The organism is Stenotrophomonas sp. 2201_Sma (genome assembly GCF_056486685.1).
Window position 1 is genome coordinate 1,647,142 of record NZ_CM151329.1, and the last position, 25,936, is coordinate 1,673,077.

Here is a 25,936-nt window from a genome sequence, read left to right on the forward strand (position 1 = left end):
CCAGGAATACGGGAGCTGCCATGCGCACATCCAGCAGACAACAGCAGGTGACGGGCTTCACCCTGATCGAACTGATGATCACCGTTGCCGTCATCGCGGTGCTTGCGGCCGTGGCGTTGCCTTCCTACCAGCGACATGTGCTGAAGACGCACCGCGCGATGGCCAAGGCTGACCTGGTCGAGATCGCGCAGCTGCTCGAGCGGCATCACACCGTGCAGAACAGCTACGACGGATTCTCGCTGCCGTTCAGCCAGTCGCCGCGGCAGGGCTCGGCCCGCTATGCCATATCGTTCGACGGCAAGGCGACCGCCGGGACCTATACCCTGCAGGCGGTTCCGGAAACCGGCCAGGACAAGGCGCGTGCGGCACGCTGAAACTCGATCAGGCGGGCCGAAAGACGCCGGACAGCAAGACCAACCCGGAGTGCTGGTAGACGGCAGCGGTGAGTGTGGAAGGGGCTTGCACCCCGCTTCTGGAATTGGCTAGAATGCGCACCCCGCCCGAATAGCTCAGCCGGTTAGAGCACTTGACTGTTAATCAGGGGGTCGTTGGTTCGAGTCCAACTTCGGGCGCCAGTTTCGAGAAAGCCGCGAGCAATCGCGGCTTTTTTCGTTGGGGCATGCCGCGCCGGATCAGCAGGGCGTAGGCACGCGTGGGCGCAGGCTCCGGATCCGCCCGGGGATGTTGATGATCACGCGGCTGTGTTCCAGGCCCTGCACGCACAGCACGATGGACTGGTTGGTGCCGGCATTGCGCCCGTCAGCACGGAATCGGATGTGGGCGCGATGGTCGCTCGCTCTCAGTTCCACATGGCGATGGCGGTTCTCATGGGTGTGCAGCAGGGTGGTCATTCCCCCGCTGGCCACCCACGGCTCAACCTGAACGCGCCAGCCCTGGCTCCAGCGGTTGTCGCAGCGGCTGCCGTCGCCGGAGCCGCACACGGTGACCGGGCGTCCCTCGGTGATGGCGGTGCTGCGCGCCAGCGACAGGCTGCCGACCAGCTGGGCACGCAGGGATTCGGCCTGCAGCTGGCGCATCGCCCGCTGCCAGGGGCGCCAGGCCACGGCCAGCAGTACACACAGGATCATCAGGACCACCAGCATTTGAGGCAGGTGGAGCCCCCGGGCCTTGCGCGCGGGGTGGTTGCAGAGGGTCTGGAGCATGCCCCCAGCCTGCCGGCCCCGCCGGCCGGTCTCCATTGGAGGTTGGCGCGTCGGGGTGTCCGGCTTCCCCTCAGCCGGCCGTCACCGGATGCCCCGTATACTGACCGCTCCCGGGATCTGGCAACATCATGAGCGACAGTTTTGAACTCGTCTCGCCGTATTCACCGGCGGGCGACCAGCCGAACGCCATCGCGAAGCTGACCAGCAATTTCGAGTCCGGCATCGCCAAGCAGACGCTGCTGGGTGTGACCGGCTCGGGCAAGACCTACACCATCGCCAATGTCATCCAGCAGATCCAGAAGCCGACGCTGATCATGGCGCCGAACAAGACGCTGGCCGCACAGCTGTACGGTGAATTCAAGGCGTTCTTCCCGCACAACGCGGTGGAGTATTTCGTCAGCTACTACGACTACTACCAGCCCGAGGCCTATGTGCCGTCGTCGGACACCTTCATCGAGAAGGACAGTTCGATCAACGAGCACATCGAGCAGATGCGGCTGGCGGCGACCAAAACCCTGCTGTCGCGGCCCGACGCGATCGTGGTGGCCACCGTGTCGGCGATCTACGGCCTGGGTGCGCCCGAGGATTACCTGTCACTGCGCCTGATCCTGTCCAAGGGCGAACGCATCGACCAGCGCGACCTGATCAATCATCTGACGCAGCTGCAGTACACCCGCAACGAATACGAGCTGCAGCGCGGCACTTTCCGCGTGCGCGGCGAAGTGATCGACGTGTTCCCGGCGGAGTCGGACAGCGAGGCGCTGCGCATCGAGCTGTTCGATGGCGAGGTCGAGAAGATCACGATGTTCGATCCGCTCACCGGCGAAACCCTGCGCAACCTGATGCGCTTCACCGTCTACCCGAAGACCCACTATGCGACGACCCGCGAACGCGTGCTCGCGGCGATCGAGACCATCAAGGTGGAACTGAAGGAGCGGCTTGAGCAGCTCTACGCTCAGAACAAGCTGGTCGAGGCGCAGCGCCTTGCCCAGCGCACCCAGTTCGACCTGGAGATGATGGCCGAGGTCGGCTACTGCAACGGCATCGAGAACTACTCGCGGCATCTCACCGGCAAGGGCCCCGGCGAGCCACCGCCGACCCTGTTCGATTACCTGCCGGCCGACGCGCTGCTGGTGATTGACGAATCGCACGTGACCATTCCGCAGATCGGCGCGATGTTCAAGGGCGACCGGTCGCGCAAGGAAACCCTGGTCGAGTTCGGCTTCCGCCTGCCCTCGGCGCTGGACAACCGCCCGCTGCGTTTCGAAGAGTGGGAAGCGCGCTCGCCGCGCAGCATCTACGTGTCGGCCACGCCGGGCCCGTATGAAATGCGCGAGTCGGGCGACGAAGTGACCGAGCTGGTGGTGCGGCCGACCGGCCTGATCGACCCGATGGTGGAGATCCGCCCGGTCGCTACCCAGGTCGACGATCTGATGAGCGAGGCCAACGAGCGCATCAAGGCTGGCGACCGCGTGCTGGTCACCACGCTGACCAAGCGCATGGCCGAGAACCTGACCGAGTACCTCACCGAGCATGGCATCCGCGTGCGCTACCTGCACTCGGACGTGGACACCGTCGAACGCGTGGAGATCATCCGTGACCTGCGCCTGGGCAAGTTCGACGTGCTGGTCGGCATCAACCTGCTGCGCGAGGGGTTGGACATGCCCGAGGTGTCGCTGGTGGCGATCCTGGACGCGGACAAGGAGGGATTCCTGCGCTCCACCGGTTCGCTGATCCAGACCATCGGCCGTGCGGCCCGCAATGTGCGCGGCAAGGCCATCCTGTATGCCGACAAGGTGACCCGTTCGATGCAGGCCGCGATCGACGAGACCGACCGCCGACGCGCCAAGCAGGTCGAGTACAACCAAGAGCACGGCATCATTCCGCGCTCGGTGGCGCGTCCGATCACCGACGTACTGGAAGGTGCCCGATCCGAAGCGGCCGAGAAGGAATCGCGCAAGGGAAAAGGCAAGGGCAGGCCTGGAGTGGCCGAGGATGTGGCCGACTACCGCGCGCTCGGGCCGGCGCAGCTGGCGGCGCGTCTCAAGGCTCTGGAACAGCAGATGTACCAGCACGCCAAGGACCTGGAATTCGAGGACGCGGCCCGCGTCCGCGACCAGATCCGACAGCTGAAGGAGGCCAGCCTGGGCTGAACGCGACAGTGCCGCACGTCTTCACAAAAGTGTTGCGCTTCCGGGCCGGCATCCGTAATATACGCGGCCTGCACCGACGCATTCGCGGACGTTCAGACCCCAAACGGGCGGTTAGCTCAGCGGTAGAGCACTACCTTGACATGGTAGGGGTCACAGGTTCGAACCCTGTACCGCCCACCACGACGTTCTCGAAAGAGGGCGGTCGTGAATTGAAAGCCCGGCCCTGGCGCCGGGTTTTTACGTAAAGAGGCCCGCTGGCGGGCCGCAGTAACACGATGGGCGGTTAGCTCAGCGGTAGAGCACTACCTTGACATGGTAGGGGTCACAGGTTCGAACCCTGTACCGCCCACCACCTGGCTCCCGGCCCTGCCGGTGCAGCGGTGGTAATACGAAAAGCCGGCGATCGCCGGCTTTTTTCATGACCGCACGCAATGGTCGCGTGATGTCACGTCCGCGTGGCCCGGTGGTCAATGACGAGCGTCCGCCGTATCCGCCAGTGCCCATCGATACGCTCCCACAGCTGGATGATGCGTGCCTCGCCGACGATTTCGCGATGGCCATCGGCCAGTTCCTGCGACAGGCATTGTTGTCCCACCCGCAGCAGTCGATCCTGCCGCAGGTGGAAGAGCCGCAGGCTGGCAGGTTCCAGTTCGCGCTGCATGGCGGGCTGCGCCACCCTCGTCGATGATCCGGACTGCAGGGGCAGATCGACCAGCACGGGCTCGTCGGCACTGGTGGCGTGACCGAACGCGCCAGCGCACAGCAGCAACAGGGCAAGCATCGGCATGGCACGGTGCTCCAGCGGGAAAGTGCAGGCAGACTGGCACTTCGCCGCCGGGACCACAGCCGGCCTGCGACGAACACCGGGATCGAGCCGCCAAACGCAGCCAGGCGCCGATGAATCCGCGCCGGGCAGGCGTAGAATTGCGGCGACCGCGCAATCGCGGCCATCACAAGGAGCAGCTGCAATGAGCGATCACGTTCCCGTTTCCAGGCCCAACCCGCTGCTCGACCTGTTGTTCGGCGGCAACATGCTGGCAGGCACGTTCAAGGCCGTGGTCTGGGTGGCCATCCTGTGTGCCGTGCTGGCCTGGACGACCTGCCGCTGATGGCGCGCCTGCGTGCCGGCGTGCCGCACACTCGGACACGCGTGGCCCGCATCGGCTGCGGACGGGTGCCGTTCTGGGGGGCGGTCAGGCGCTGAAGGCCTGGCGCAGGCTGCGCAGTGTCGCCTGGCGGTGCTCCGTCGTGCAGGGCTCACCCATCTCCAGTTCCTGCAGGCGAAGGCCGATCAGGGTCATCGACAGGGCGTAGCCGCGTGCCGCGTCGGCTACCTTCGACAGGCCCACTGCACGACGGGTCAGCGCATCGACGTGGTCCAGGTCCGGCAGAAGGCCGAGATACGCGCGTTCGGCGCTGTCCAGATCGGGGGCGCGCAGGATCGCGTGCGCATCGGCTGCGGGGCTGGGGGAGGCCATGGGGATTCCTCGTCCGGGGAGCGCTCGGTCAGAACGAACGCATCAGGGAAATGAAGGCGGATGTCTGGCTGCCACGGCGCGCCATCGGGCTGTCCTTGACCGCATCGCCGAACCATTGGTTGGCCACTACGCCGGTGGCGCGCCATCTGCTGCCCAGTGGCGTGCTGACCGCGATCTGCACGCTCGGCGAGGTGGCGCTGCCGGGGCTGTAGGCGGCCAGGCCCGAACGCAGTGCTTCCTCGTCGCTGATGCCGTAGTAGTAATCGAGCAGGCGCGCACTGGAGTGCACCACTCCGGCCCTCGGCACCCAGGTGAAACGACCGGCCTGCAGCGGATAGCTGTAGTACAGGCTTGATTCCAGGCCGCCACCATGGCCGCTGATCTCGCGCATCACACTGGCTTCGACGATGCCCCAGTCGGCGCTGTATTCGGCATTGATGCCTCCCATCGCCGACATCTGCCGGCTGTGCAGGCGGCGCAGCTCTGGATCGTTCACGTCATCGGTCTTGAAGCGCAGCGTGTAGGGCGTGAGCGCCGCCGACAGGCGCAGGCCCTCGCCCTTGTACAGGTACATGCCCAGCGAGCCGGGGCTGGCGAAGAAGCGCTCGCCCTGCCAGGAGAGGGCGGGCACGACCAATGGCTTGACGTCGTAGTGCGCGTAGGCGCCCGATGTCGCGCCGACCGTGATCCCGGCCTTCACTCCGGGTGTCTGTTCCGCCGCCTGGGCCAGCAGCGGCATCGAAAGCACGGCGGAGAACAACATCGGGCGCAGCAGGGCAGAGGGCGACAAGGGCATCGATCGACAGCTTTGCAGGGGATGAGGCTGCATGCTGCGGTGTCAACATTGTCGCAACATTGCGTCGATGCACACGGAGCGCGACCGGGCCCTGGCTGGCACAATGATCCGAACCGTTTCCCGCAGCAGAGACCTCCATGCGCATTCTTCTGGTCGAAGATGATCCCGACCTCTCGCGGGCCCTGCAGTCCGGGCTGGAGCGGCAGGGCGTGGTCGCCGACGTGGTCGGCAGCCTCGCCGAAGCCGCCATCGCGTTGCGCGAACCGGTGCACCAGCTGATGCTGCTCGACCGCCAGCTGCCGGACGGCGATGGCGCCACCTTTGTGGCCACCGCACGCACGTTGCGGCCGAATCTGGCGGTGATCATGCTGACCGCCAAGGGCACGCTGTCGGACAAGGTCGAGGGCCTGGATGTCGGTGCCGATGACTATCTGGTCAAGCCGGTGGCGATCGAAGAACTGATGGCACGCATCCGCGCGGTATCGCGTCGGCCATCGGCGATGGTCACCCCCAGCCTGCGGCTCGGGCAGCTGGAATTCGACTTCGAATCGCTGCAGGCGCAGGTGCAGGGCCAGACGCTGGCACTGCCGCGCCGCCAGGTGCTGGTGCTGCAGGCGCTGGCGATGCGGCAAGGGCGCACGGTCACGCGCAGCGCATTGGAGGCGGCGGTCTACGGTTTCGATGACGAGATCCAGTCCAACGCGCTGGATGCGCACATCTCCAAACTGCGCAAGGCGCTGCAACAGGCGGGCGCTGGCGTGGAGATCCATGTCATCCGCGGCGTCGGCTACCTGCTGGCGGAGGCCTGACATGGCGCGACCGATCCGATCGATCACCCTCGGCCTGGCCTGGCGGTTGTTCCTGGCGCAGGCGTTCACCGTGCTGTTCGCCGTGGTCGCACTGATCCTCACCTGGGGTGACAAGGATTCCTGGGGCATGGACATGTTCACCGCCGAGGCGGTGGCCAAGGCCGTGCACAGCCAGGATGGGGGCCTGGCGCTGGACGAGGCACGCTGGCAGAAGCTGGATGCGCGCGCCGGTGGCAACCTCTGGTTCGCCGCCGTCGATGACCGGGGAGCCTGGCTCGAGCGTGGCAAGGTACCGGCGATCCATGCGCCGCTGCTGGCGCGGCTGCCGACGCTGGGTGCCACCGAACTGGGTTCACTGGTGCCGCCCTATCTGGACGTGGCGCGGGTGATGATCCGCAACGAGGACGGGCGTCGCATCACGGTGATGGTGGGGGGCGCACCGAAGGGCGGCCTGCTGGATGGCGCGCTGATGGTGCTGCGCCTGATTGGCCTGTGGTTCTTCCTGCCGCTGATCGTGGTCACCCTGCTGGTGATGCCGACCGTGATCCACCGCGCGATGCGAGGTGTCCGACGCTCCGCGCAGCAGGCCAAGGAACTGGACATCGGCCAGCCGGGCGCGCGGCTGGACGCGCAGCTGGTCTCGACCGAGGTAGCACCGCTGGTGGAGGCGTTCAACGATGCCATCGACAAGGTGCAGCAGGGCTATGCGGCGCGTGACAAGTTTCTTGCTGATGCCGCGCATGAGCTGCGCGTGCCGATTGCCGTGGTGCAGGCGCGCTTGTCGCAGCTGCCGCAGGGCGAGTTGAAATCGCAGTTGCTGACCGACATTGCTCGCCTGGGCAACGTGGCCGAGCACCTGCTGGATCTGCAGCGGCTGGATCGCAACACCAGTGCGATGCAACGGTTGGATCTGGCCCTGGTGGTGCGCGAAGCGGCGGCCGAACTGGCTCCGTTGGTGGTGGGCGCTGGCTACGGTTTCGAGGTGGACGCACCAGAGACGCCGGTGTGGATCCACGGCGACAGTCTGGCGCTGGGGCGGGTCATCGCCAATCTGGTGCACAACGCCATCGTCCATGGCGGCGGGCGTGGCACGATCTGCGTACGTCTCGACCGGACCGGTCTGCTGGAAGTCAGCGACCAGGGCGCGGGCGTGCCGGTCGGCGACCGCGAGGCGATCTTCGAGCCCTTCCATCGACTGCGTGCGGCGGGCAGTGGCAGCGGGTTGGGCCTGCACCTGGTCAAGGAGATCGTCCAGCATCACGGTGGCTCGGTCAGTGTGGGTGAAGCCGTCGGCGGCGGCGCCAGCTTCCGGGTCAATTTCCATCGCGGCAGCGTGCGGCGCTGACCGCTGCGCGGGTCGTTGCCTGATAGGAGGGCAGGGGCAGCACGCGGCAGGCTGATGCGATGGCCGCCGATACTCCGTTGCCCGCTCCCATTGGCGGGGTCTGCACTGCCGCGTTCGTCAGCGGCGCCCTGGCGTGCGTGCTGCTGCCCGCGTTGCCACCGCTCTGGAGCTGCGCGCTGGCCAGCACCGTGGCCGGCCTGGGGTGGGCGCTGCCGTGGCGCGGCCGCGCGGTTGCCGCGCTGCTGTTCGGCGCAGCGTGGGCGGCCCTGCATGGTCAATGGACGCTGCAGCAGCAACTGCCGCCGGCCATGCCGGTCCGCGATGCCGTGGTCAGCGGGCGCGTCGTCGATCTGCCGGTAACGGCGGGCGGCCATACCCGTTTCGTCCTGCAGGTCGGCGATGCACCGGGGCATCCCGCACTGGCGGGCAAGCGCCTGCAGATCACCTGGAGCGATCCATGGCCCGGAACCCGCATGCGCGTTGAGGGTGGGGGCCGTCATCAGGTCCGTGCGGGGGCGCAGTGGCGGTTGCCGTTGCGGCTGCGGGCGCCACGCTCGCGGATCAATCCTGGCGGCTTCGACGCCGAACGTCATGCCGTGCTGGCGGGCATTGCCGGTCACGGCACGGTGCGTGCAGCGGGCAGTGCGCGTGAACTGCAGGCGCCGGACGGGCTGCTGGCCTGGCGCGAGCGCAGCAGCGATGCGATTGCAATGCAGGTTCCCAGCCCCGCATCGCGCTTCATCCGCGCGCTCGCGCTGGGCGATACCCGATGGCTGTCCGACACCGATTGGAATCAGTTGCGTGCGCTGGGGCTGACCCACCTGATCGCCATCTCGGGCTTCCACGTGGGCCTGGTGGGTGGCTGCGCGGCACTGCTGTGCAGCGCAGTGTGGTGGCTGTTGCCGTCGCTGGCCCGTCATTGGCCGCGTCCGCAGGCCGCTGCGTGTTCCGCCGCGCTGGCAGCGGCCGGCTATGCCCTGGTGGCCGGCGCGGAACTGCCGACCGTACGCACGGCGTTGATGATCGGGCTGATTGCCCTGGCACGCGGGGGGCGGCGACCTCCCGACGTGGTCCAGGCCGTGTCACTGGCGGCCCTGGTGCTGCTGCTGCCAGCACCACTGTCCGTGCTGTCGGCCGGCTTCTGGCTCAGCTTCGGTGGCGTGCTCTGGCTGCTGTGGTGCCTGCCGACGGCAAGCGCCGACAGTGTGGGGAGCCGCCTGCAGGCCTTCTTCGCGGCCCAGGGGGTGGCCAGTCTCGGCCTCCTGCCGCTGTGCGTGGCCCTGTTCGGAGGCGCCGCGCGCCTGGGCCTCTGGTCAATCTGCCGGTCATCCCGTGGTGGAGCCTGCTGGTGGTGCCACTGGCACTGCTTGGCACCGCCCTGGATGCCCTGTACAGCGGGGCGGGACGATGGCCCTGGCGCGCAGCGTCCTGGCTGTTCGACCTCAGCTGGCAGGCCCTGCAGCCGCTGGCAGACCACCCGCAGGCGATGTGGTGGCTGGCCGAGGCTCCGGCGTGGACTGTGCCAGCGGCCTTGGCGGGCCTGTTCTGGTGGTTGCTGCCGCGCGGGGCCGGCGGCGTGCTGGCCGGCGCGCTGCTGTGCCTGCCGCTGTCATGGCCGTCACGTGACATACCGGCTGCCGGGGAGGTGCAGCTGCTGGTGCATGATGTCGGGCAGGGCACGGCGGTGCTGGTGCGTACGGCACGGCATGCATTGTGGTACGACGTCGGCCCTGCGATCGGTGGCGATGGCGACGAACGGGTCCTGCTGCCGGCCGTACGTGCGCTGGGTCAGGTGCCGCCCGGTCGCGTGGTGCTCAGTCATGACCATCTGGATCACACCGGCGCACTGCCGCGGTTGCGCCGGCAGCTGCCGCACCTGGAGCTGCTGGCACCCCCAGGCAGCAGCCTCGACGGTGCCGGCAGCTGCCATCGCGGCGTTCGCTGGCGGTGGGACGGGGTGGACTTCGAGGTGCTGCATCCCGGGCCCGACGTGCCGACGGCCGGCAACGAGGACAGCTGCGTGCTGCGCATCGCCAGCGCACATGGCGTGATCCTGCTGGCCGGCGACATCGGCGCGGCGACCGAACGGCGCCTGGTGGAGCGGGCGCCCGGCGAGCTGCGCGCGGACGTGGTCCTGGTGCCGCATCATGGCAGCGGGGGCAGTTCGGATCCGGCCTGGGTGGCAGCGGTGGCTCCCCGGCTGGCCGTGGTCTCGGCCGGGCACCAGAACCGTTTTGGCCACCCGAAACGTGACGTGGTGCAGCTCTGGCGCGCCGTGGGCGCCGAAGTGCTGGCTACGGCCGAATCCGGCGCGATCCGCATATGGCTTGGCGCACAAGGCCTGCAGCTGCGTGAACAGCGCATCCACGCGGCCCGGTGGTGGGATGCCGCTGGGCGGGCGCGGTCGGCTGCTATCCTATCGCCGATCGAACAGGCGGCCGCTGGGCCGGAGGGTTGAAACGTGTGGGAACTGGTCAAGGCCGGTGGCTGGCCGATGGTGCCGCTGCTGCTGTTGGGCGTACTGGCTTTGGCAATCGTCCTGGAGCGCTTCTGGTCCCTGCGGCGCGCTGAAGTGCTGCCACCGGGGCTGGGCCAGGAAGTGCGCAACTGGGCTGCGCGCGGCAAGCTCGACCCTGCCCATCTGCAGACGCTGCGCGCCAACTCGCCACTGGGAGCGCTGCTCGCCGCCGCGCTGGAAGCACGCAATCGTCCGCGCGACCAGATCCGCGAGCGTATCGAGGACACCGGCCGCCACCTGGTACACCGCATGGAGCGGTTCCTCAACGCGCTCGGCACCATTGCCTCGGCCGGCCCGCTGCTGGGCCTGCTCGGCACGGTGATCGGCATGATCCAGATGTTCCTGGGCATCCTCGACCACGGCGTGGGCGATGTGAACCAGTTGGCCGGTGGCATCGGCAAGGCCCTGGTCTGCACGGCTACCGGCATGATCGTGGCGATTCCTGCGCTGATGTTCCATCGCTATTTCAAGGGCCGGATCCACGGCTACGTAGTGGAGATGGAACAGGAAGCCAGCGCGTTGCTGGATACGCTCGATGGCCGTCCCGGCGTGATGGCGCCCGCACCGGCATCGGCTGCACGTGCCGCTGCGCCCGCCCCGGCGAAGGCCTGATCGATGCGTATCGGCAACGACCGATCCCAGGATGAGCCGCATATCGATCTGGTACCGCTGATCGATGTCATCCTGGTGCTGATCATCTTCTTCGTGATCACCACCACCTTCGATGCGCGTTCGACGCTGCAGGTGCAGCTGCCCACCGCCAGCCAGCAGCACACCGATGAACCACCGCGTTCGTTGAGCGTGCTGATCAATGCCGATGGGCGCTATTTCATCAATGACCAGGAAGTGCTGCGCAGCGACGTCGAGTCGGTCAAGCAGACCATTGCCGCTGTGGCGGGCAGTGATCGCGAACAGACCGTGCTGCTGCGTGCCGACGCGCGTACTCCCTACCAGGCCGTCGTGACCGCGCAGGATGCGCTTGGTCAGCTCGGTTTCCGCCGTATTGCAATCGCCACTGCGCCAGAGGTGCGTCCATGAGTTCCAAACACGCGCCGGTGTGGCCGATCTACAAACGCCTGCTGGGCTATACCCGGGCCTATTGGGTGTTCATGGTGGCCGCGGTCATCGCGATGGTGGTCGAAGCACTGGCCGGCTATCACTTCACCAAGCTGATGGAGCCGCTGGTCAACCGGGGCTTCGTCAACCCGGAGCCGCGCATGGCGGTGATCCTTCCGCTGACCATCCTGGGCCTGTTCCTGATGCGCAGCCTGGCCACCTGGGTCAGCGACTACACGCTGGCCAAGACCGGGCGCAGCGTGGTCCGCGACCTGCGCGAGCAGGTTCTGCAGAAGTACCTGCACCTGCCGTCTTCGCACTTCGACAACGAGGCGACGCCGGTGATGGTCAGCCGCCTCAACTTCGACACCGAGCAGGTCACCCAGGCCAGCGCCGACGCACTGAAGACCGTGGTCGCCGACACCCTGACCATCATCGCCATGCTGGTGGTGATGCTGCAGATGAGCGTGAAGGTGACCCTGGCGATGCTGCTGGTGGTGCCGCTGATCGGCGGCATCGTGTCCTATGTCGGCAAGCGCTACCGCCGCATCAGCCGCGGCATCCAGGACGGCATGGGCACGATGGCGCAGACGGCGGAACAGTCGCTCGCCGCGCAGCAGGAAGTGAAGGTGCATGGCACGCAGGCGCATGAGATCGCCCGTTACTCGCGCCTGGCCAACCGCATGCTCGCGCTGAACATGAAAGTCGAAGTGACGCGTGCCGCCGCGTCCAGCGTGGTCCAGTTCCTCGCTGCGCTGGCCCTGGCGGTGATCGTCTGGGTGTCCACCCGCGAAGCACTGGCCGGCAAGCTCAATGCGGGCCAGTTCATGGGCCTGATGACCTCGATGATGGCGATCATCCCTTCGCTGCGGCGCCTGACCAGCGTGCAGACCTCGATCTCGCGTGGCGTCGCGGCGGCCGAGCGCCTGTTTGGCATCATCGACATGCCGGTCGAGCGCGACGACGGCACGCATGTCGTGCAGCGCGTACGCGGTGAACTGTCGTTCGAGCACGTGATGCTGCGTTATCGCGAAGACAGCGGCATCGCCCTGGATGACATCAGTTTCGTTGCCAGGCCCGGAACGGTCACCGCCATCGTTGGTCGTTCCGGCAGCGGCAAGACCAGCCTGATCCGGCTGGTGCCACGGTTCTACGAGCCCAATGGCGGCGTCATCCGGCTGGACGGCGTACCCCTGGATGACTATCCGCTGGCTGACCTGCGCCGGCAGGTGGCGATCGTCGGGCAGAAGGTCATGCTGTTCGACGACACCATCGCTGCCAACATCGCCTATGGCATGGATGCGACCGACGAGCAGATCCGTGCCGCGGCCGAAGCGGCCAATGCCTGGGAATTCATCGCACGCATGCCACAGCAGCTGCAGACGCCGGTGGGCGAGAACGGTGCGCTGCTGTCCGGTGGCCAGCGCCAGCGCCTGGCGATCGCCCGCGCGATCCTGCGTGATGCGCCGATCCTGATCCTGGATGAAGCCACCGCGGCGCTGGACAATGAATCCGAACGGCTGGTGCAGGACGCGCTGCAGCGACTGATGCCGGAGCGCACCACGCTGGTGATCGCCCACCGCCTGTCCACCATCGAACACGCCGACCAGGTGCTGGTGATGGATCACGGCCGCATCGTCGAACGTGGCACCCATCATGAGCTGCTTGCCATGGGTGGCCTGTACCAGCACCTGCACAGCATGCAGTTCCGCGAAAGGCAGGACTGATGGCAGGCAAGGGTACCCAGACCCCGCCGTACTGGTATGACGGCAGTTCGGTTCCATGGCCCATGCGCCTGCTGGCTCCGTTGTATGCCGGCGTCACCGCGCTGCGGCGACGCCTGTACCAGCGTGGTTGGCGCAAGCGCCACACGTTGCCGGTGCCGGTCATCGTGGTCGGCAACATCACCGCTGGCGGCACCGGCAAGACGCCGTTGACCATCGCCCTGGTCGAGCGGCTGCGCGCGGCCGGCTGGACGCCAGGCGTGGCGAGCCGTGGTTATGGCCGCGAGAACGCCGACAAGGCGCAGTGGGTAAAGGCCGATACGCCGGTTGCAACCGGCGGCGATGAGCCGGTGCTGATTGCCTGGAAGACCGGCGTGCCGGTGCGCGTCGATCGCGATCGGGTGGCGGCGGGCCGTGCGCTGATCGAGGCCGGTTGCGATGTGATCGTCTGCGACGACGGCCTGCAGCACTACCGGCTGGCGCGTGACATCGAAATCGAAGTGGTGGATGCGCAGCGCCGCTACGGCAACGGCCGGATGATCCCGGCCGGCCCGTTGCGCGAGCCGGTCAGCCGCGCTGCCGAGTGCGATTTCCGCGTGGTCAACCTGGGCCAGACGGATGAGGACGGCGCGGCGCAGGCCTGCGGATTCGGTCAATGGCCGATGGCCCTGCATATCGACACCGCACAGCCTCTCGCGGGTGGGCGTGCGCGCCCGCTGGGCTATTTCAAGGGCCAGCGCGTGCATGCCGTGGCGGGCATCGCCCATCCACAGCGCTTCTTCGACATGCTGCGCGCGCGTGGCATCGGCGTGGTGCCGCATGCCTTCGCCGATCACCATGCCTACCAGCCGCAGGAACTGTCCTTTGGCAGCCAGCTGCCGGTGTTGATGACCGAGAAGGACGCCGTGAAGTGCCGCGCGTTCGGCAATGACTGGCATTACGCCGTGCCGTTGCGCGCTGAACTGCCTGCCGCGTTCTGGGTGGCGCTGACCGATCGCCTGGACAAGCTGCGACCGAACTGAGCGGCCGGGCGACGCTTGCAATCAGGCGCCGCTGGCCACATTCCCGTTGTAACGAGCCTGCCGAGTACCGCCCGCATGACTGAATTCGTCGTTGCCATCCCCGCCCGCTATGCCGCCTCGCGGCTGCCGGGCAAGCCGCTGCGCCTGCTCGGCGGCGATCCGCTGGTGCTGCATGTGGCGCGCCGTGCGCTGCTGGCTGGCGCGCGCGAGGTATGGGTGGCCACCGACGATCAGCGGATCGCCGACGCACTGGCGGGCCTGGGCGAAGTGAAGGTAGCGATGACCGCCGCATCGCATGCGTCCGGCACGGATCGCCTGGCCGAGTGCGCGCGCATCGCCGGCTGGGACGACGACACCGTGGTGGTGAACCTGCAGGGCGATGAGCCGTTCGCGCCGGCGGCCGGCATCCGCGCCGTGGCCGAGGCGCTGGTCGATGGCGCGGCGCCGATGTCGACCCTGGCTACGACGGTCGAGGACGCCGAGACCTTGTTCGATCCGAACGTGGTCAAGCTGGTGCGCAATGTGCGCAACGAGGCGCTGTACTTCAGCCGCGCCCCGATCGCCTGGCACCGGGACGGATTCGCACGCAGTCGCGAGGCCCTGCCTGAAGGCCACCAGTGGCTTCGTCACATCGGCATCTACGGTTATCGCGCCGGCTTCCTGCAGCAGGTCGCGGCGATGCCGCCGGGCCGGCTGGAGCAGATCGAAGCGCTGGAGCAGCTGCGCGTGCTGGAAGCCGGCTTCCCCATCAGCGTCGCCATCTCGCCTGAAGCGTTTCCGCCTGGCATCGACACCCCGGAGGACCTGGAGCGGGCCGAGGCGGTGCTGCGGGCCATGACCCCGCAATGAAGCTGCTGGTCGTCTGCCTGGGCAACATCTGCCGCTCGCCGATGGCCGAGGGGGCATTGCGCGCGCGCCTGGAGGCATCCCCATTGGCCGGCCGTGTGCAGGTCGATTCGGCCGGCACCGGCGACTGGCACGTGGGCGAGCCGCCGGACCGGCGGGCGATCGCCTGCGCAGCCGGCCATGGCGTTGACATCAGCGGGCTGCGTGCCCGCCAGCTGCGCGCCGATGACTTCCAGCGCTTCGACTGGATTCTCTGCGCCGATGAGGCCAACCTGCGCGATGCCGGACGGTTGGCCACCGCGCAGGAGCGCCAGCGCCTGGCCCTGTACCTGCCATGGTCAGGCGGGCAGGGCGCGGCCGCCATTCCGGATCCGTACACCGGTGGCAGCGATCATTTCGAGCAGGTCTGGACCCTGGTTGACCAAGCGGCAGAACGTGCGGTGGCACGACTGTTGCATGACGTCGACTCCGGCATAATCAGGGCATGAACGCCCAGCCTGTCCCGGACCTGCCCGAGTTCGCCACCTGGCTCAATGCCACCCCCTGCACCCTGGCGGAACTGCGCGGCCGGCCGGTCGCGCTGCTGTTCGTCAACGCTGCCTCTGCCTGGAGCACACAACGCCTGGCCGAGTTCGGCCAATGGCTGTCGCGCCATCCGGGCAAGCTGCAGCCGCTGGTGCTGCAGGTGCCGCGCTTCGACTTCGAGCGCGACGCCGATGCCGCGTTGAAACTGCTGCGCCGCCAGGGCCTGACCGCCCCGGTACTGCTGGATGCGGATTGGGACGGCTGGCGCCGTTTCGGTGTCACCGCGTGGCCGACCCTGATCCTTCTTGACGCGCAGGGACGCGAGCGGCAGCGGCTGGTCGGGCAGGGCGCTGCCGGCGAGCTCGAGCGCGCGCTGAACGCACTGTGCGAGGGTGCACCCTCGGCCCCGCCGCGCGGTGGCAACGAGCTGCACCCCGAGCCGCGGCATGCGTTGCGCTTTCCGCTGGGCCTGGCGGTCAGCACCGAGCGCCTGTACATCGCTGATAGCGGCCATCACCGCATTCTCGAATGCAGCCACGGCGGCCGCGTGCTTCGTCAGTTCGGGCTGGGGACCGCGGATTTCATGGATGGCAATCTGGCCGAGGCCGCCTTCCACAGGCCGCAGGCACTGGTGCTCGAGCGCGACGCCCTGTACGTCGCCGACACCGGCAACCACGCCATCCGCCGGATCAACCTGTTGACCGGTCTGGTCGACACCCTGTGCGGCAATGGACGCCCGGGCGCGCCGGTGGAAGGGCCTGTCGCCCAGCCGCGGCAGGTGCCGCTGGATCATCCGGTCGGCCTCGCCATCGCCGACAACCAGCTGCATATCGCCATGGCGGGTGACAACCGGATCTGGAGCTACCACCTCGGCCAGCGCAGCCTGCAATGGCGCGCAGGCAGTGGCGCGATCGACGAGCGTGACGGCAGTGGGCATCTGGCTGCCTTCGCGCAACCCACCGCGCTTGCCGTCGTACAACAGGTCCTGTACGTGGCCGACGCGCTGGGGTCTTCGATCCGCGCGCTGCAGCTGCGTGGGGATCTGGTGCAGACGCTGCTCGGGCAGGGCACATGGCGCTTCGGTGAAGCCGACGGCCCGCGTGCCCACGCCAGCCTGCAGTTCCCGCAGGCGATTGCGCTGAGTCCGGGCGCACCGCTGCTGTGGATTGCCGATACCGGCAACGGTCGCCTGCGCACGCTGCGCCTGGGCGGCGGCGAACTGACCACACAACCGTTGCCACGGCGCCTGCATGGCCCGGCCGGCCTGGCCGTGGGCGCGGGCGCGGTGTGGATCGCCGAGACCGACGCGCACGCCGTGCTGCGTTTCGACCCTGACAGTGGCGTACTCAGCGAAGTACCGATCAGCGAATGACCGACGTTCCCGTCCCGGCCTTCGACGGCAAGGCCTTCGCGGCCCAACTCAGTACCGCCCCCGGGGTGTACCGCATGTACGCCGCCGACGACACCCTGCTGTACGTCGGCAAGGCACGCGCGCTTCGCAACCGGGTGGGCAGCTATTTCAATGGCAGCCCGAAGAACGCGCGGATCATGTCGATGATCTCGCAGATCACGCGGATGGATGTGACTGTCACGCGCTCGGAGGCCGAGGCGCTGCTGCTGGAAAACCAGCTGATCAAGTCGCTGGCACCGCGTTACAACGTCTCCCTGCGTGACGACAAGACCTACCCGCACGTGCTGCTGACCCGCGAGGAATGGCCGCGCATCGCCCTGCACCGGGGGCCGCGTGCGATCCCCGGCCGCTATTTCGGGCCGTATCCGGGTGTCACCGCGGTGCGCGAGACGCTGAACCTGATGCACAAGCTGTTCAAGTTGCGCAGCTGCGAGGACAGCGTGTTCCGCAACCGCTCCCGGCCGTGCCTGCAGTACCAGATCGGCCGCTGCAGTGCCCCGTGCGTCGAGCTGGTGCCGGCAGGCGAGTATGCCGAGTCGGTGCGCCGCGCGGCGCTGTTCCTGGAAGGCAAGAGCGATGAGCTGACCCGTGAACTGGGTGAGCAGATGCAGGCCGCCAGTGAAGCGCTGGAGTTCGAGCAGGCCGCGCGCCTGCGTGATCTGATTTCGTCGCTGCGCAGCATGCAGACCCGCCAGTACGTCGATGGCCGCGCCGCCGACCTGGACGTGCTGGCCGTGGCCATGCAGGGATCGCAGGCCTGCGTGCTGCTGCTGGCATTCCGCGATGGGCGCAACCTGGGCACCCGCCCGTTCTTCCCCCGCACCAATGGCGAGGACAGCCCGCAGGAAGTGCTGGCGGCGTTCGTCTCCCAGTACTACATCGAGTTCGAGCCACCGCGCGAGATCCTGCTGGATCGCGAGATTCCGGATGCCGATCTGCTGATGGCCGCGCTGTCTGCTTCGGCCGAGCGCAAGGTGCAGCTGAAGTGGAGCGTGCGTGGCGAGCGCGCCGGTTATGTGGAGCTGGCCAGCCGCAACGCGCAGCTGACGCTGGCCACCGAGCTCAACAGCCGCAACGCGCAGCACGTGCGCAGCGAAGCCCTGCGCGAGATGCTGGGCCTGGCCGAGCCGGTCAAGCGCGTGGAGTGCTTCGACATCAGCCACACGCTGGGTGAGGCGACCGTGGCGTCCTGCGTGGTTTTCGATGCGGCCGGTCCGGTGCGTGCCCAATATCGCCGCTACAACATCAGCGGCATCGAGCCGGGCGACGACTATGCCGCCATGCGTCAGGCCATCGATCGCCGCTTCCGCCGTGCCGTGGAAGAGCAGGGCGTACTGCCCGACGTGCTGCTGATCGACGGTGGCGCCGGCCAGCTGGCGCAGGCGCAGGCTGCGCTGGCCGACCTGGGCGTGGAGGGCGTATTGCTGGTGGGCGTGGCCAAGGGCGTGGAGCGCCGCGCCGGTCATGAGGCGCTGGTCATGCCCGACGGCCGCGAGCTCCGCCCCGGTGCCGCCAATCCCGCCCTGCAGTTCATCCAGCAGGTGCGCGACGAGGCGCACCGCTTCGCCATCACCGGTCACCGCGGCCGCCGGCAGAAGGCGCGCATGACCAGCAGGCTGGAAGACATCCCGGGCATCGGCCCGCGTCGTCGTGCCAGCCTGCTGAAGCATTTCGGTGGGCTGGTCGGCCTGAAGGCGGCCGGTGAAGCGGAGATCGCCAAGGTGGAAGGCATCAATGATGCCCTCGCGGCCCGTATCTACGCTAACCTGCACGGGTTGGCCACGCCCGATGCGGCCGATTAGAGAGAGAAGCGCGCAAGCATGAAGTTGACCCTGCCCACCTGGCTGACACTGTTGCGGATCGTGATGATCCCGGTGCTGGTGCTGGTGTTCTACCTGCCCTACACCTGGACCAACTTCGCTTCGGCGGCGATCTTCGGCTTGGCCGCGATCACCGATTGGCTCGATGGCTGGATCGCCCGCCGCTATCAGCTGGAATCCGCGTTCGGCGCCTTTCTCGACCCGGTGGCGGACAAGCTGATGGTGGCGGTGGCGCTGTTCCTGATCGTGCAGGGGCATCCGACGCCGTGGATGGCGTTCTGGGCCGCCGTCATCGTTGGCCGCGAAATCGCGGTCTCGGCATTGCGCGAATGGATGGCCGAGCTTGGCCAGCGTGCCAAGGTGCGGGTGGCGATGATCGGCAAGGTGAAGACAACCGCGCAGATGGTCGCGCTGCTGTGCCTGCTGTACTCGGTCGCGCCCAGCGTGGCGGTCGAGGACATCTGGATGGGCTGGCCCATCTTCCACATCGGTGACTGGACGCTGGCCATCGCGGCAGTGCTGACGCTGTGGTCCGGCCTGCAGTATCTGCACGCGGCCTGGCCGAGCCTGCGCGAGGACGAGCGTGCCGCACGCGAGCGCTCACGACAGAAGAAGCTGGGCAACGGTTAATCGGCGGCACACGGGATGCCCGTCAGGTTGCGAAGCGCGCTGGTTGCTGGATGCGCGCGGTTGAAAAAAGGCCTTGACGCCCCTTCCAGAATGGGTAGAATTTCGCCTCCCAAGCGGGAATAGCTCAGTTGGTAGAGCGCAACCTTGCCAAGGTTGAGGTCGCGAGTTCGAGTCTCGTTTCCCGCTCCAGATTCTGAAAGAGAGGCCTCTGGCCTCTCTTTTTTTTATGTCGTGCCGGCCCTGGATTGCCGGGCTTTCCGCTCATCCGAACCTGAACGGAAAACGGGAATCGCCGAGGAGATTTCTGTTGACGCATTGCTGCAATCTCGACACAATAGCGCTCCTTCGACGCAGGTCGAACGGAATCTGCGGGAATAGCTCAGTTGGTAGAGCGCAACCTTGCCAAGGTTGAGGTCGCGAGTTCGAGTCTCGTTTCCCGCTCCAGATTCAAGAAAGAACGCTCCCGCAAGGGGGCGTTTTTCGTTTCCGGTCAGGCCGGACCCTCCTGCCCGCCATTGCGGACCGGGCCGAATGGATATCATCCGCTGTAGTCGTCGGGGTGACGCAGGGAGCGGGGCAAGGGCTGGCAGATGGAGGCTGTGCACGAAACGAGGCAGGGCGGTGGGCAGACCGCCTACAGGGCGTACCGTAATCGGATGCTGGAGCGTTGCCGGGGACGATCCGCCGGTGCGTTCCACGACGACATCGACGACGAGCGGACGGAAGACCAGCCCGAAGCACCACGCAATCGCATCCGCAGCTTCCGCATCGCTGTGGCCGATGCGCTGCGTGGGCAGGACCCGACTGTGGTCACCGAGGAAGACATGGCGCGCCGTGCGCTGGGCATTCCGGCGGACATCGCGCTGCATCCCGGCAAGGGCCGCGGGTGGCCGCTTCTGGTGCAGGTGTTCATGCCGTTCCCATGGGTGCTCAGGTACGTGCGACATGCGCTGTCGCGGATCCGGACGTTCGAGGGCCGCCAGTACGTGTACTGCCAGTTCCACGCACGGCTGTTCCTGCATGCGGAAGCACGCATGTACAGCCGCAGCCTGGACATCGCCCTGCGCCGCTTCGAAGCCACGTCGTGGGAAGAACTGCGGGCGCTGCAGCTGCGGGATGCCGGCTGGCTCATCGCTGCCCATCGCCTGGGCCTCCGTCGGCTGGCGGACCTCGACCGGTGTGCTGGACGGTCTGAAGCGCCTGGATGGTTTGCGCGGTGGATGGTGGATGAAGGCATCATCCAGCACAAGGAAGAGCTGCAGTGGCTGCAGTCCGCGCACACCGCGCACAGGACATGGAGCGTCGGCTGGCGGCCGCGGAGAACGCTGCGCGAGCCGGTGCGTTCCGTTGTACGCCAGCTGAGGCGCGCGGGCGTGGCGCGGCCGCACCTGGCGCGCCTTCATGATGTCGATCTGGAAGAATCTGATGCGGCGCGTCTGGCCGCGAATCTGACACTGCTGGCGGGTGCCGGCGTTGCGCCCGTGCACGGGGTATTCGATTCTGCACGTGATCTGTTATGGCGCACGCCGACGAAGACGTGGGCCTGGGTGCTGGGTGCAGCCGGCGCACGCACACCTGCCGATATCCGCACGCTGCGCGGCTACCTGGGGTTTCATGCTCCACCGCCTGACTGGATCGCCCATCATCTGATCGCGTGTGGTGCAGGCCTCGATGCACTTGCCACTTGCTGTCGGTTGCTGGGCGAGCTGAGCGATGATGTCCCGGCCGAAGATGTGGAGGCCGCCATCGATCTTCTGCTGGCAGCACCTCATTGCCTCGACTTCACGCAGTTGGGGGCCTGCAGCCAGTATCTGCGACGGCCCGATCGGCTGGATCGATTCCTGCAGGTGCTGGTTCGCCATGATCTCGGTGCAGCGGGCCACGTTGTTGCGTTCCAGGCCTGCTATCGCGTCGGTGACGCCGATCGCCTGGACGCGTGGTTGACCCTCATTGCGGGGCGCACAGCGGGCATGGACGTCGATGTCCTGGTCGAATGGGTGGGTCGAATGCTTGCACAGGGGAGCCTGGACGCATTCCAGTACCTGCATTCGGCCATTGCGCCTGCTGATTTTGCAGAGCTGCGGAAGCTGGAAGTGCTGGCGTCCCTCGGTCCGGGACTGCTGCGTTACCTGGTTGAAGACAAAGGCCTGGATTCGGTAAAAGCGCTGCGCGACTGGTACTTCGCTACCCGGGGCCTGCACGGGGTGACCTGGTGGAGCGGCAGCGATCCCGAACTGTGTCGGCTGCTGGCGGATGACGCCTTCCAGCGCCACAACTTCGGCTTCATGATGCAGAACCATCGATGTGTCCTGGAGGTGGTCGAACGACGGGCGCACCAGGTGATTCCGTGCCCGCAGAGAACCGTCGATGCAGATGCCATGGCGCGCTACTCCGATGCGCTGGCCACGCAGCGTCGCGAAGAGATGGCGCGCCTCCTGCCGCAGTTGCCCGCGATGCTGGAGGGAACCGGCGGACTTCTGCTCGCATCGGTCCTTCGCGCAGGCGCAACCTCGACGACAGCACTGCAGGACAGGCTGGGCCAGTTGCAGCCCGCGGTCGATCAGTTGCTGGCCGGGCAGGGAACAACGTCAGTCGAGCTGGACGAGGTGGATGCGGAGCTCATTTCGATGGTCTACCGCACGTCCGTGGATGTTGTCCGTGGCAGTTGGGCGGCGGCACGCGGATTCCAGTCGCACCTGGATGGATGGAGGCTGGAGCCGTTCCATCCGATGGCCTGGCAACGCTCGATCAGAAAACGCACAGGCGTGCTGGAGCGCAGCAGCCTGCTGGCGCTGAAACGTGCCAGCGAACATGCAACGCGGTTCCAGCACGGCGCGGATGAGGGGCCGCGAACGTTCCGTGACCTGCGATCAAAACGGCTGCGGGATCCCGCGGGGGATCCGTGGTCGGTCTCCGCCCATCTCGGCCTGCTGCTGGCTGCCGCAGGCAATGATCCAGAGATCCTCCAGTGGCGGCGCAGCACCTTCAGCGAAGTCGCCAGCATGCCGGAGGACGGTGCGCAGACCAGCGAGTACCTGGAGCAGCTGGATCGGTTGTTCAACAGCGCATTGCCGGATGCCCTCGACGAACATGCGCAGCGTTTTCTGCATAGCCTCGCTCCCAATGACGCCGCGCGGCTGCTGCAGCGGCTGCTGCCGCCATCGCGGTCCGCTCACACTGCGGTACCGGTCATGTCACTGGATCAGGCCTTCGCGCAGATGCGCAAGCACGTTCTGGATGTCTGCCTGCGCTGGGTGAAGCGCGAGAAGGGCAGGTATGGCCGCCCGGACCCATCCGGATCGTGCACGCATCTGCAGGCGATGTTGACCAAGCACCCGGCGGCGTACTTCGCCAAGCATGCCGCCAATCTATGCTCACGCGATCGCGCTGCGATGTGGCAGGAGGCGCGTCACGCCCACCTGGTCGTGTTCGATCCGAGGCAGCGACGATTGGCGGGCATGGCCATGGTGAACATCGAGGTCGTGCCGTCCCTGCACGCTTCCGGCAGCTGCCTCATCATCCGCGCGATCAATCCCATGGAAGACATGCTTGCGACGCATTGTCTCCGGTCCATCGTGGAGTCCTTCCTGGACATCGCCATCCAGATCGCAGAACGCAACGACCTGGTTGCGGTACTGATGCCCTGGCACAACGGGGCCCATCTGTTGTCGAACCTTCCCGGGATCGAGAAGTACCTCGAGAAGCAGTACCTGCAGAAGGCTCAGGCGGCACCTGCAGACCGGTCTGGCGAGCTGACGGCCAACAACGACCTGCGCCGCCGGCCCCGCAAGGTGCAGGCCAGATTCTCGGCATTCGAGCAGGGAATGGAGATCGTCGGGACGCTGTATGCAATCTGGCAGCGGGCCCCGGCCGATCCAGCCGCGCGTCGCACGCCATCGGAAGACGGTTGACGGCGTGAAGGAACTTCGACACAATAGCGCTCCTTCGACGCAGGTCGAAGAATCTGCGGGAATAGCTCAGTTGGTAGAGCGCAACCTTGCCAAGGTTGAGGTCGCGAGTTCGAGTCTCGTTTCCCGCTCCAGATTCTACAGGGCCCCGGTTGGGGCCTTGTTTTTCTCCCGCACTTGGCAAGGCGGGGCCCGTTGAGCCACAAGGCTTTTCGCGCAGTCAGAAAAGTGAAATCAGGTATGAAATCGCTGGTGTGAGTTCCGGGCTTCCGGTATCATGACAGCCTATGCGGGAATAGCTCAGTTGGTAGAGCGCAACCTTGCCAAGGTTGAGGTCGCGAGTTCGAGTCTCGTTTCCCGCTCCATGTTCCGACAGGCCCCATCGCGGGGTTTTGTCATGTCAGGGGCTCCATTCCTGGCGCGCAGTACGTTGGCCTCATGGCAGAGTGGCTATGCACCGGATTGCAAATCCGTTTACAGCGGTTCGATTCCGCTTGAGGCCTCCAATTGAAAAGCCCTGACTTCGGTCGGGGCTTTTTTTTTGCGCCGTCATCGTGCGCTGCCAAGCGTGCCTGACATCCCAGTCTCAGCCACCCACGACATGGGAAGGGGGTATGGTCAGTGCAGAGGCCTTCGGGCGCGGCAATGGCAGGCAGGGAGACTATGGCGCGTGGCGGACAGGCGGTGGATCGGCAATGAGCAAACCCACAACGGAAGTACGCTGGCTGACATTCCGGCTGATGAACGGACAATCGATCGGACCGGAGCGCCTGCGCGATGGCTGGAGCACCGCTTCGGAAACCCGCCACTGCGGGGTCCGGCGCGAGGCCATCGAGGGGGCAGGTGTGGTCTACGCGCTGTACGGGCCTGCCAACTTGGCATCGCCGCGTCGTGCCGAGATGCGCATGCGTGAGTTCCTGATGAGCAGCGGCTACACCTTCACCATGGGTACGCTGGGCGGCTAGCGCATCGCGGCAGCCTTCAGGGCCGCGACCACCTGTTCTCCGGAGAAGCCACAGTGGCCCGTGCCTGCTGCGGGCAGTACGCGCGGCAACGGCGTCGCGCCCGCATGCGCGGCCAGTTGCGGGTAGCGCTCCTGCATGCGCGGTGCGATGGTGGGATCGTCGTTGTTGAACTGGATCACCAGCGGCCGCTTCAGCGCCCCGGTCAATCCGAGTGTTTCGCGCACACGCGCCTGTGCTGCGGGAACGGCAGCGATGCGCTGCACCCCTGCATTGAACGCAACGTCATCGCCGAATCCACGATAGACGACGCCGATGTTGCCGACTGGCATGCCGCCACTGCGCGTGGCCAGTTCGTGCAGGACCAGCGCGTGCAGGCTGATCGTTCCGGGCAGCGCATCGGATGCGACCTGCAGTTGTGCGGCCAGCAGTGCAGCGGAGTGCGGCGCGCGTTGCAGGGCGTTGACGATGCCTTGGTACAGCTCGCCCTGTGGTACCGAAGCGGCTTCGCTGGATGCCAGGCCAGCAGCAGGCAGTCCTTCGGCATGCGGGAAGAAGTAGTCGAACGCGACCACGGTGGTGAGCAGGTCGCCGGCCAGCTGCTCGCCTGACAGGTTGGCGCCGCATAGCGAAACACCACCGGCGTAGTGGGCCGGATGCCGTTCGAGACTGGCCACGGTCACCGCACCGCCCATCGAAAAACCGAGCAGCCAGGTATTGCGCACGCCCTTCAAACCGGCCAGCGTGTGTTGACGCAGGCGCTCCACATCATTGATGGCATCGGCCACCGCCCACCCCTGGCTCGCGTAGGCGCTTTGTGCGACCGCGTAGCCGGCCGCCAGCAGAGGTGCGGTCGCCTCGTTGGCGGCCATCGGCGATTCGCGTGGCGTGCCCACCGGCTCGTAACCGTGCGCCAGCATCACCAGATCGCCGTTCCAGTCCGCAGGGATGTCCAGGCGCCACGGCGCACCCTGCAGCTCGCCACTGAGCATGCGTGGTGGGGCGGGCGGCGCCGCCAGCAGCGGCACGGAAGGCAACGCCAGGGCCAGTGCCAGGGTCAGTCGGAGAAGGGCACGCATCGTGTTCATCCGGGCAGGTGATACGCCGAGCATAGAACCGGCCGCGGTGCCGTGCCCGCTGCAATGCGTCAGGTCAGGGGGCCACCACCGGCCCGCCGCAGGCGACGCGGTGCATCGGAAAATCCATGGCCTGTGCCGGATCGTCCTGTGCGATCTCGATACGTGCGTGCAGGCGCTGCCCAGTGATGCGGCGATAGGTGATCCGTTGCGGGAAATCATTGGCCGGATTCTCGAAGACGACCTCGTCGGCCTCCACCCGGACGGCACTGAAATCAGTAGCGTTGCGGCCGGAGGGCAGCGCGGTGAACACCAGCCGCCCATCGTCGTGCTGGCGCAGCTGCATGAACTCGAAACCCACGGTGCGCCCGTCGCGCAGGCTGCGGCTGCTGCCGAACATCGTTCCGCCGGCCACGGTGGACCACTGCTCACCGGCTCCAGGTGGCTGCCCGTCCAGCTGCCAGCAGCCGGAGAGCCAGCCGAGCTGTTCAATGTCTGCGGTTGCAGCGGCGTGCGCATGGGCGGCGAAAAGCAGCAGAGGCAACACGGCGCGGGCGATCCGGTTCGACATCGTGGGCTCCATGCGCGGGACGGTGGCCCCTGTATAGCGCCGCGCAGCGCCGGCGGCCAGCGCCGCACGCAATGACGTCGAATTCGATACGATCTGCGGGTTCCTCCCCCTTCTGCTTGCCCT

General features: G+C 66.9%; 22 protein-coding genes, 8 tRNA genes and 1 pseudogene. 25 read left to right on the plus strand and 6 right to left on the minus strand.

Annotation, left to right across the window (positions count from 1 at the left end; all coding sequences use genetic code 11):
* Positions 1 to 20: 20 nt before the first annotated feature.
* Positions 21 to 374, plus strand: a complete 354-nt coding sequence (locus ACZLIF_RS07710; RefSeq protein WP_478462496.1) for a type IV pilin protein — start codon at positions 21 to 23, stop codon at positions 372 to 374.
* A 124-nt stretch (positions 375 to 498) separates the two neighbouring features.
* Positions 499 to 575, plus strand: a tRNA-Asn gene (locus tag ACZLIF_RS07715).
* Positions 576 to 632: 57 nt separating this feature from the next.
* On the opposite strand, the gene ACZLIF_RS07720 is transcribed toward ACZLIF_RS07715, so the two are convergent.
* Positions 633 to 1,163: a GspH/FimT family pseudopilin gene (locus ACZLIF_RS07720; protein ID WP_128989573.1), complete on the minus strand. Its 531-nt coding sequence runs from the start codon at positions 1,161 to 1,163 to the stop codon at positions 633 to 635.
* Positions 1,164 to 1,291: 128 nt separating this feature from the next.
* Between ACZLIF_RS07720 and uvrB the strand changes: the two genes are divergently transcribed.
* The 3 genes from uvrB (at position 1,292) to ACZLIF_RS07735 (ending at position 3,668) form a co-directional block, all read left to right on the plus strand.
* The gene (uvrB, locus tag ACZLIF_RS07725; RefSeq protein WP_128989575.1) at positions 1,292 to 3,316 is read left to right on the plus strand and encodes an excinuclease ABC subunit UvrB; all 2,025 of its coding nucleotides are present in this window, start codon (positions 1,292 to 1,294) and stop codon (positions 3,314 to 3,316) included.
* A 105-nt stretch (positions 3,317 to 3,421) separates the two neighbouring features.
* Positions 3,422 to 3,496, plus strand: a tRNA-Val gene (locus ACZLIF_RS07730).
* Between the two features lie 97 nt (positions 3,497 to 3,593).
* Positions 3,594 to 3,668: transfer RNA gene (locus tag ACZLIF_RS07735), tRNA-Val, on the plus strand.
* A gap of 93 nt (positions 3,669 to 3,761) precedes the next feature.
* On the opposite strand, the gene ACZLIF_RS07740 is transcribed toward ACZLIF_RS07735, so the two are convergent.
* On the minus strand, positions 3,762 to 4,103 hold the full coding sequence (locus ACZLIF_RS07740; RefSeq protein WP_053519972.1) for a hypothetical protein: 342 nt from the start codon (positions 4,101 to 4,103) through the stop codon (positions 3,762 to 3,764).
* 181 nt (positions 4,104 to 4,284) lie between these two features.
* Between ACZLIF_RS07740 and ACZLIF_RS07745 the strand changes: the two genes are divergently transcribed.
* Complete coding sequence (locus ACZLIF_RS07745) at positions 4,285 to 4,425, plus strand: hypothetical protein (protein WP_164972405.1); 141 nt, start codon at positions 4,285 to 4,287, stop codon at positions 4,423 to 4,425.
* An 84-nt stretch (positions 4,426 to 4,509) separates the two neighbouring features.
* Here ACZLIF_RS07745 and ACZLIF_RS07750 read toward each other — a convergent pair whose 3' ends face one another.
* On the minus strand, positions 4,510 to 4,794 hold the full coding sequence (locus ACZLIF_RS07750; protein ID WP_065175865.1) for a hypothetical protein: 285 nt from the start codon (positions 4,792 to 4,794) through the stop codon (positions 4,510 to 4,512).
* Positions 4,795 to 4,822: 28 nt separating this feature from the next.
* The gene (locus ACZLIF_RS07755; RefSeq protein ID WP_128990403.1) at positions 4,823 to 5,590 is read right to left on the minus strand and encodes a MipA/OmpV family protein; all 768 of its coding nucleotides are present in this window, start codon (positions 5,588 to 5,590) and stop codon (positions 4,823 to 4,825) included.
* 137 nt (positions 5,591 to 5,727) lie between these two features.
* On the opposite strand from ACZLIF_RS07755, the gene ACZLIF_RS07760 reads away from it, so the two are divergent.
* The 19 genes and pseudogenes from ACZLIF_RS07760 to ACZLIF_RS07850 all read left to right on the plus strand — a co-directional run bounded on the left by ACZLIF_RS07760 (position 5,728) and on the right by ACZLIF_RS07850 (position 24,169).
* Positions 5,728 to 6,399 carry a response regulator transcription factor gene (locus ACZLIF_RS07760; protein WP_065175867.1) on the plus strand — a complete coding sequence of 224 codons (672 nt, stop codon included), beginning with the start codon at positions 5,728 to 5,730 and terminating at the stop codon, positions 6,397 to 6,399.
* A 1-nt stretch (position 6,400) separates the two neighbouring features.
* Positions 6,401 to 7,744: a sensor histidine kinase gene (locus ACZLIF_RS07765; protein WP_053519968.1), complete on the plus strand. Its 1,344-nt coding sequence runs from the start codon at positions 6,401 to 6,403 to the stop codon at positions 7,742 to 7,744.
* A 59-nt stretch (positions 7,745 to 7,803) separates the two neighbouring features.
* A pseudogene (locus ACZLIF_RS07770) lies at positions 7,804 to 10,202 on the plus strand (DNA internalization-related competence protein ComEC/Rec2).
* A 3-nt stretch (positions 10,203 to 10,205) separates the two neighbouring features.
* A complete protein-coding gene (locus tag ACZLIF_RS07775; protein ID WP_053519966.1) occupies positions 10,206 to 10,874 on the plus strand; it encodes a MotA/TolQ/ExbB proton channel family protein in 669 nt (222 codons plus the stop codon).
* 3 nt (positions 10,875 to 10,877) lie between these two features.
* Positions 10,878 to 11,300, plus strand: a complete 423-nt coding sequence (locus ACZLIF_RS07780) for an ExbD/TolR family protein (RefSeq protein ID WP_111186049.1) — start codon at positions 10,878 to 10,880, stop codon at positions 11,298 to 11,300.
* Positions 11,297 to 13,045: a lipid A export permease/ATP-binding protein MsbA gene (gene msbA, locus ACZLIF_RS07785; protein WP_053519964.1), complete on the plus strand. Its 1,749-nt coding sequence runs from the start codon at positions 11,297 to 11,299 to the stop codon at positions 13,043 to 13,045. Before ACZLIF_RS07780 ends, msbA begins: the two co-directional genes overlap by 4 nt.
* On the plus strand, positions 13,045 to 14,064 hold the full coding sequence (lpxK, locus tag ACZLIF_RS07790) for a tetraacyldisaccharide 4'-kinase (protein WP_053519963.1): 1,020 nt from the start codon (positions 13,045 to 13,047) through the stop codon (positions 14,062 to 14,064). The genes msbA and lpxK overlap by 1 nt, the downstream gene beginning before the upstream one ends.
* A 75-nt stretch (positions 14,065 to 14,139) precedes the next feature.
* Positions 14,140 to 14,913 (plus strand): 3-deoxy-manno-octulosonate cytidylyltransferase, encoded by a 774-nt coding sequence (gene kdsB, locus ACZLIF_RS07795; RefSeq protein WP_111186050.1) that lies wholly within the window; start codon positions 14,140 to 14,142, stop codon positions 14,911 to 14,913.
* A complete protein-coding gene (locus ACZLIF_RS07800) occupies positions 14,910 to 15,398 on the plus strand; it encodes a low molecular weight protein-tyrosine-phosphatase (RefSeq protein WP_065175871.1) in 489 nt (162 codons plus the stop codon). Before kdsB ends, ACZLIF_RS07800 begins: the two co-directional genes overlap by 4 nt.
* On the plus strand, positions 15,395 to 16,807 hold the full coding sequence (locus ACZLIF_RS07805) for a hypothetical protein (RefSeq protein WP_128990401.1): 1,413 nt from the start codon (positions 15,395 to 15,397) through the stop codon (positions 16,805 to 16,807). The genes ACZLIF_RS07800 and ACZLIF_RS07805 overlap by 4 nt, the downstream gene beginning before the upstream one ends.
* Positions 16,804 to 18,648 (plus strand): excinuclease ABC subunit UvrC, encoded by a 1,845-nt coding sequence (uvrC, locus tag ACZLIF_RS07810; RefSeq protein ID WP_128990399.1) that lies wholly within the window; start codon positions 16,804 to 16,806, stop codon positions 18,646 to 18,648. Before ACZLIF_RS07805 ends, uvrC begins: the two co-directional genes overlap by 4 nt.
* 18 nt (positions 18,649 to 18,666) lie before the next feature.
* Positions 18,667 to 19,296 (plus strand): CDP-diacylglycerol--glycerol-3-phosphate 3-phosphatidyltransferase, encoded by a 630-nt coding sequence (pgsA, locus tag ACZLIF_RS07815; RefSeq protein ID WP_053519958.1) that lies wholly within the window; start codon positions 18,667 to 18,669, stop codon positions 19,294 to 19,296.
* A 113-nt stretch (positions 19,297 to 19,409) separates the two neighbouring features.
* Positions 19,410 to 19,485, plus strand: a tRNA-Gly gene (locus ACZLIF_RS07820).
* 179 nt (positions 19,486 to 19,664) lie between these two features.
* Positions 19,665 to 19,740: transfer RNA gene (locus tag ACZLIF_RS07825), tRNA-Gly, on the plus strand.
* Positions 19,741 to 19,895: 155 nt separating this feature from the next.
* Positions 19,896 to 23,207 carry a hypothetical protein gene (locus ACZLIF_RS07830; RefSeq protein WP_164972376.1) on the plus strand — a complete coding sequence of 1,104 codons (3,312 nt, stop codon included), beginning with the start codon at positions 19,896 to 19,898 and terminating at the stop codon, positions 23,205 to 23,207.
* Between the two features lie 55 nt (positions 23,208 to 23,262).
* Positions 23,263 to 23,338 (plus strand) — tRNA-Gly (locus ACZLIF_RS07835).
* 155 nt (positions 23,339 to 23,493) lie between these two features.
* Positions 23,494 to 23,569: transfer RNA gene (locus tag ACZLIF_RS07840), tRNA-Gly, on the plus strand.
* Positions 23,570 to 23,636: 67 nt separating this feature from the next.
* Positions 23,637 to 23,710, plus strand: a tRNA-Cys gene (locus tag ACZLIF_RS07845).
* Between the two features lie 189 nt (positions 23,711 to 23,899).
* A complete protein-coding gene (locus ACZLIF_RS07850) occupies positions 23,900 to 24,169 on the plus strand; it encodes a hypothetical protein (protein ID WP_053520307.1) in 270 nt (89 codons plus the stop codon).
* On the opposite strand, the gene ACZLIF_RS07855 is transcribed toward ACZLIF_RS07850, so the two are convergent.
* Together ACZLIF_RS07855 and ACZLIF_RS07860 are read right to left on the minus strand one after the other, a co-directional pair.
* Complete coding sequence (locus ACZLIF_RS07855; protein ID WP_111186054.1) at positions 24,166 to 25,245, minus strand: alpha/beta hydrolase; 1,080 nt, start codon at positions 25,243 to 25,245, stop codon at positions 24,166 to 24,168. The two genes, ACZLIF_RS07850 and ACZLIF_RS07855, sit on opposite strands and share 4 nt — an antisense overlap.
* A gap of 73 nt (positions 25,246 to 25,318) precedes the next feature.
* A complete protein-coding gene (locus ACZLIF_RS07860) occupies positions 25,319 to 25,813 on the minus strand; it encodes a DUF6265 family protein (protein WP_128989009.1) in 495 nt (164 codons plus the stop codon).
* Positions 25,814 to 25,936: the final 123 nt, after the last annotated feature.

Excerpts from the sequence above, each read along its gene's own strand:
- ACZLIF_RS07710 (WP_478462496.1), top strand. The coding sequence starts at position 21 with ATGCGCACATCCAGCAGACAACAGCAGGTGACGGGCTTCACCCTGATC.
- ACZLIF_RS07720 (WP_128989573.1), bottom strand. The coding sequence starts at position 1,163 with ATGCTCCAGACCCTCTGCAACCACCCCGCGCGCAAGGCCCGGGGGCTC.
- uvrB (WP_128989575.1), top strand. The coding sequence starts at position 1,292 with ATGAGCGACAGTTTTGAACTCGTCTCGCCGTATTCACCGGCGGGCGAC.
- ACZLIF_RS07740 (WP_053519972.1), bottom strand. The coding sequence starts at position 4,103 with ATGCCGATGCTTGCCCTGTTGCTGCTGTGCGCTGGCGCGTTCGGTCAC.
- ACZLIF_RS07745 (WP_164972405.1), top strand. The coding sequence starts at position 4,285 with ATGAGCGATCACGTTCCCGTTTCCAGGCCCAACCCGCTGCTCGACCTG.
- ACZLIF_RS07750 (WP_065175865.1), bottom strand. The coding sequence starts at position 4,794 with ATGGCCTCCCCCAGCCCCGCAGCCGATGCGCACGCGATCCTGCGCGCC.
- ACZLIF_RS07755 (WP_128990403.1), bottom strand. The coding sequence starts at position 5,590 with ATGCCCTTGTCGCCCTCTGCCCTGCTGCGCCCGATGTTGTTCTCCGCC.
- ACZLIF_RS07760 (WP_065175867.1), top strand. The coding sequence starts at position 5,728 with ATGCGCATTCTTCTGGTCGAAGATGATCCCGACCTCTCGCGGGCCCTG.
- ACZLIF_RS07765 (WP_053519968.1), top strand. The coding sequence starts at position 6,401 with ATGGCGCGACCGATCCGATCGATCACCCTCGGCCTGGCCTGGCGGTTG.
- ACZLIF_RS07780 (WP_111186049.1), top strand. The coding sequence starts at position 10,878 with ATGCGTATCGGCAACGACCGATCCCAGGATGAGCCGCATATCGATCTG.
- msbA (WP_053519964.1), top strand. The coding sequence starts at position 11,297 with ATGAGTTCCAAACACGCGCCGGTGTGGCCGATCTACAAACGCCTGCTG.
- lpxK (WP_053519963.1), top strand. The coding sequence starts at position 13,045 with ATGGCAGGCAAGGGTACCCAGACCCCGCCGTACTGGTATGACGGCAGT.
- kdsB (WP_111186050.1), top strand. The coding sequence starts at position 14,140 with ATGACTGAATTCGTCGTTGCCATCCCCGCCCGCTATGCCGCCTCGCGG.
- ACZLIF_RS07800 (WP_065175871.1), top strand. The coding sequence starts at position 14,910 with ATGAAGCTGCTGGTCGTCTGCCTGGGCAACATCTGCCGCTCGCCGATG.
- ACZLIF_RS07805 (WP_128990401.1), top strand. The coding sequence starts at position 15,395 with ATGAACGCCCAGCCTGTCCCGGACCTGCCCGAGTTCGCCACCTGGCTC.
- uvrC (WP_128990399.1), top strand. The coding sequence starts at position 16,804 with ATGACCGACGTTCCCGTCCCGGCCTTCGACGGCAAGGCCTTCGCGGCC.
- pgsA (WP_053519958.1), top strand. The coding sequence starts at position 18,667 with ATGAAGTTGACCCTGCCCACCTGGCTGACACTGTTGCGGATCGTGATG.
- ACZLIF_RS07850 (WP_053520307.1), top strand. The coding sequence starts at position 23,900 with ATGAGCAAACCCACAACGGAAGTACGCTGGCTGACATTCCGGCTGATG.
- ACZLIF_RS07855 (WP_111186054.1), bottom strand. The coding sequence starts at position 25,245 with ATGCGTGCCCTTCTCCGACTGACCCTGGCACTGGCCCTGGCGTTGCCT.
- ACZLIF_RS07860 (WP_128989009.1), bottom strand. The coding sequence starts at position 25,813 with ATGTCGAACCGGATCGCCCGCGCCGTGTTGCCTCTGCTGCTTTTCGCC.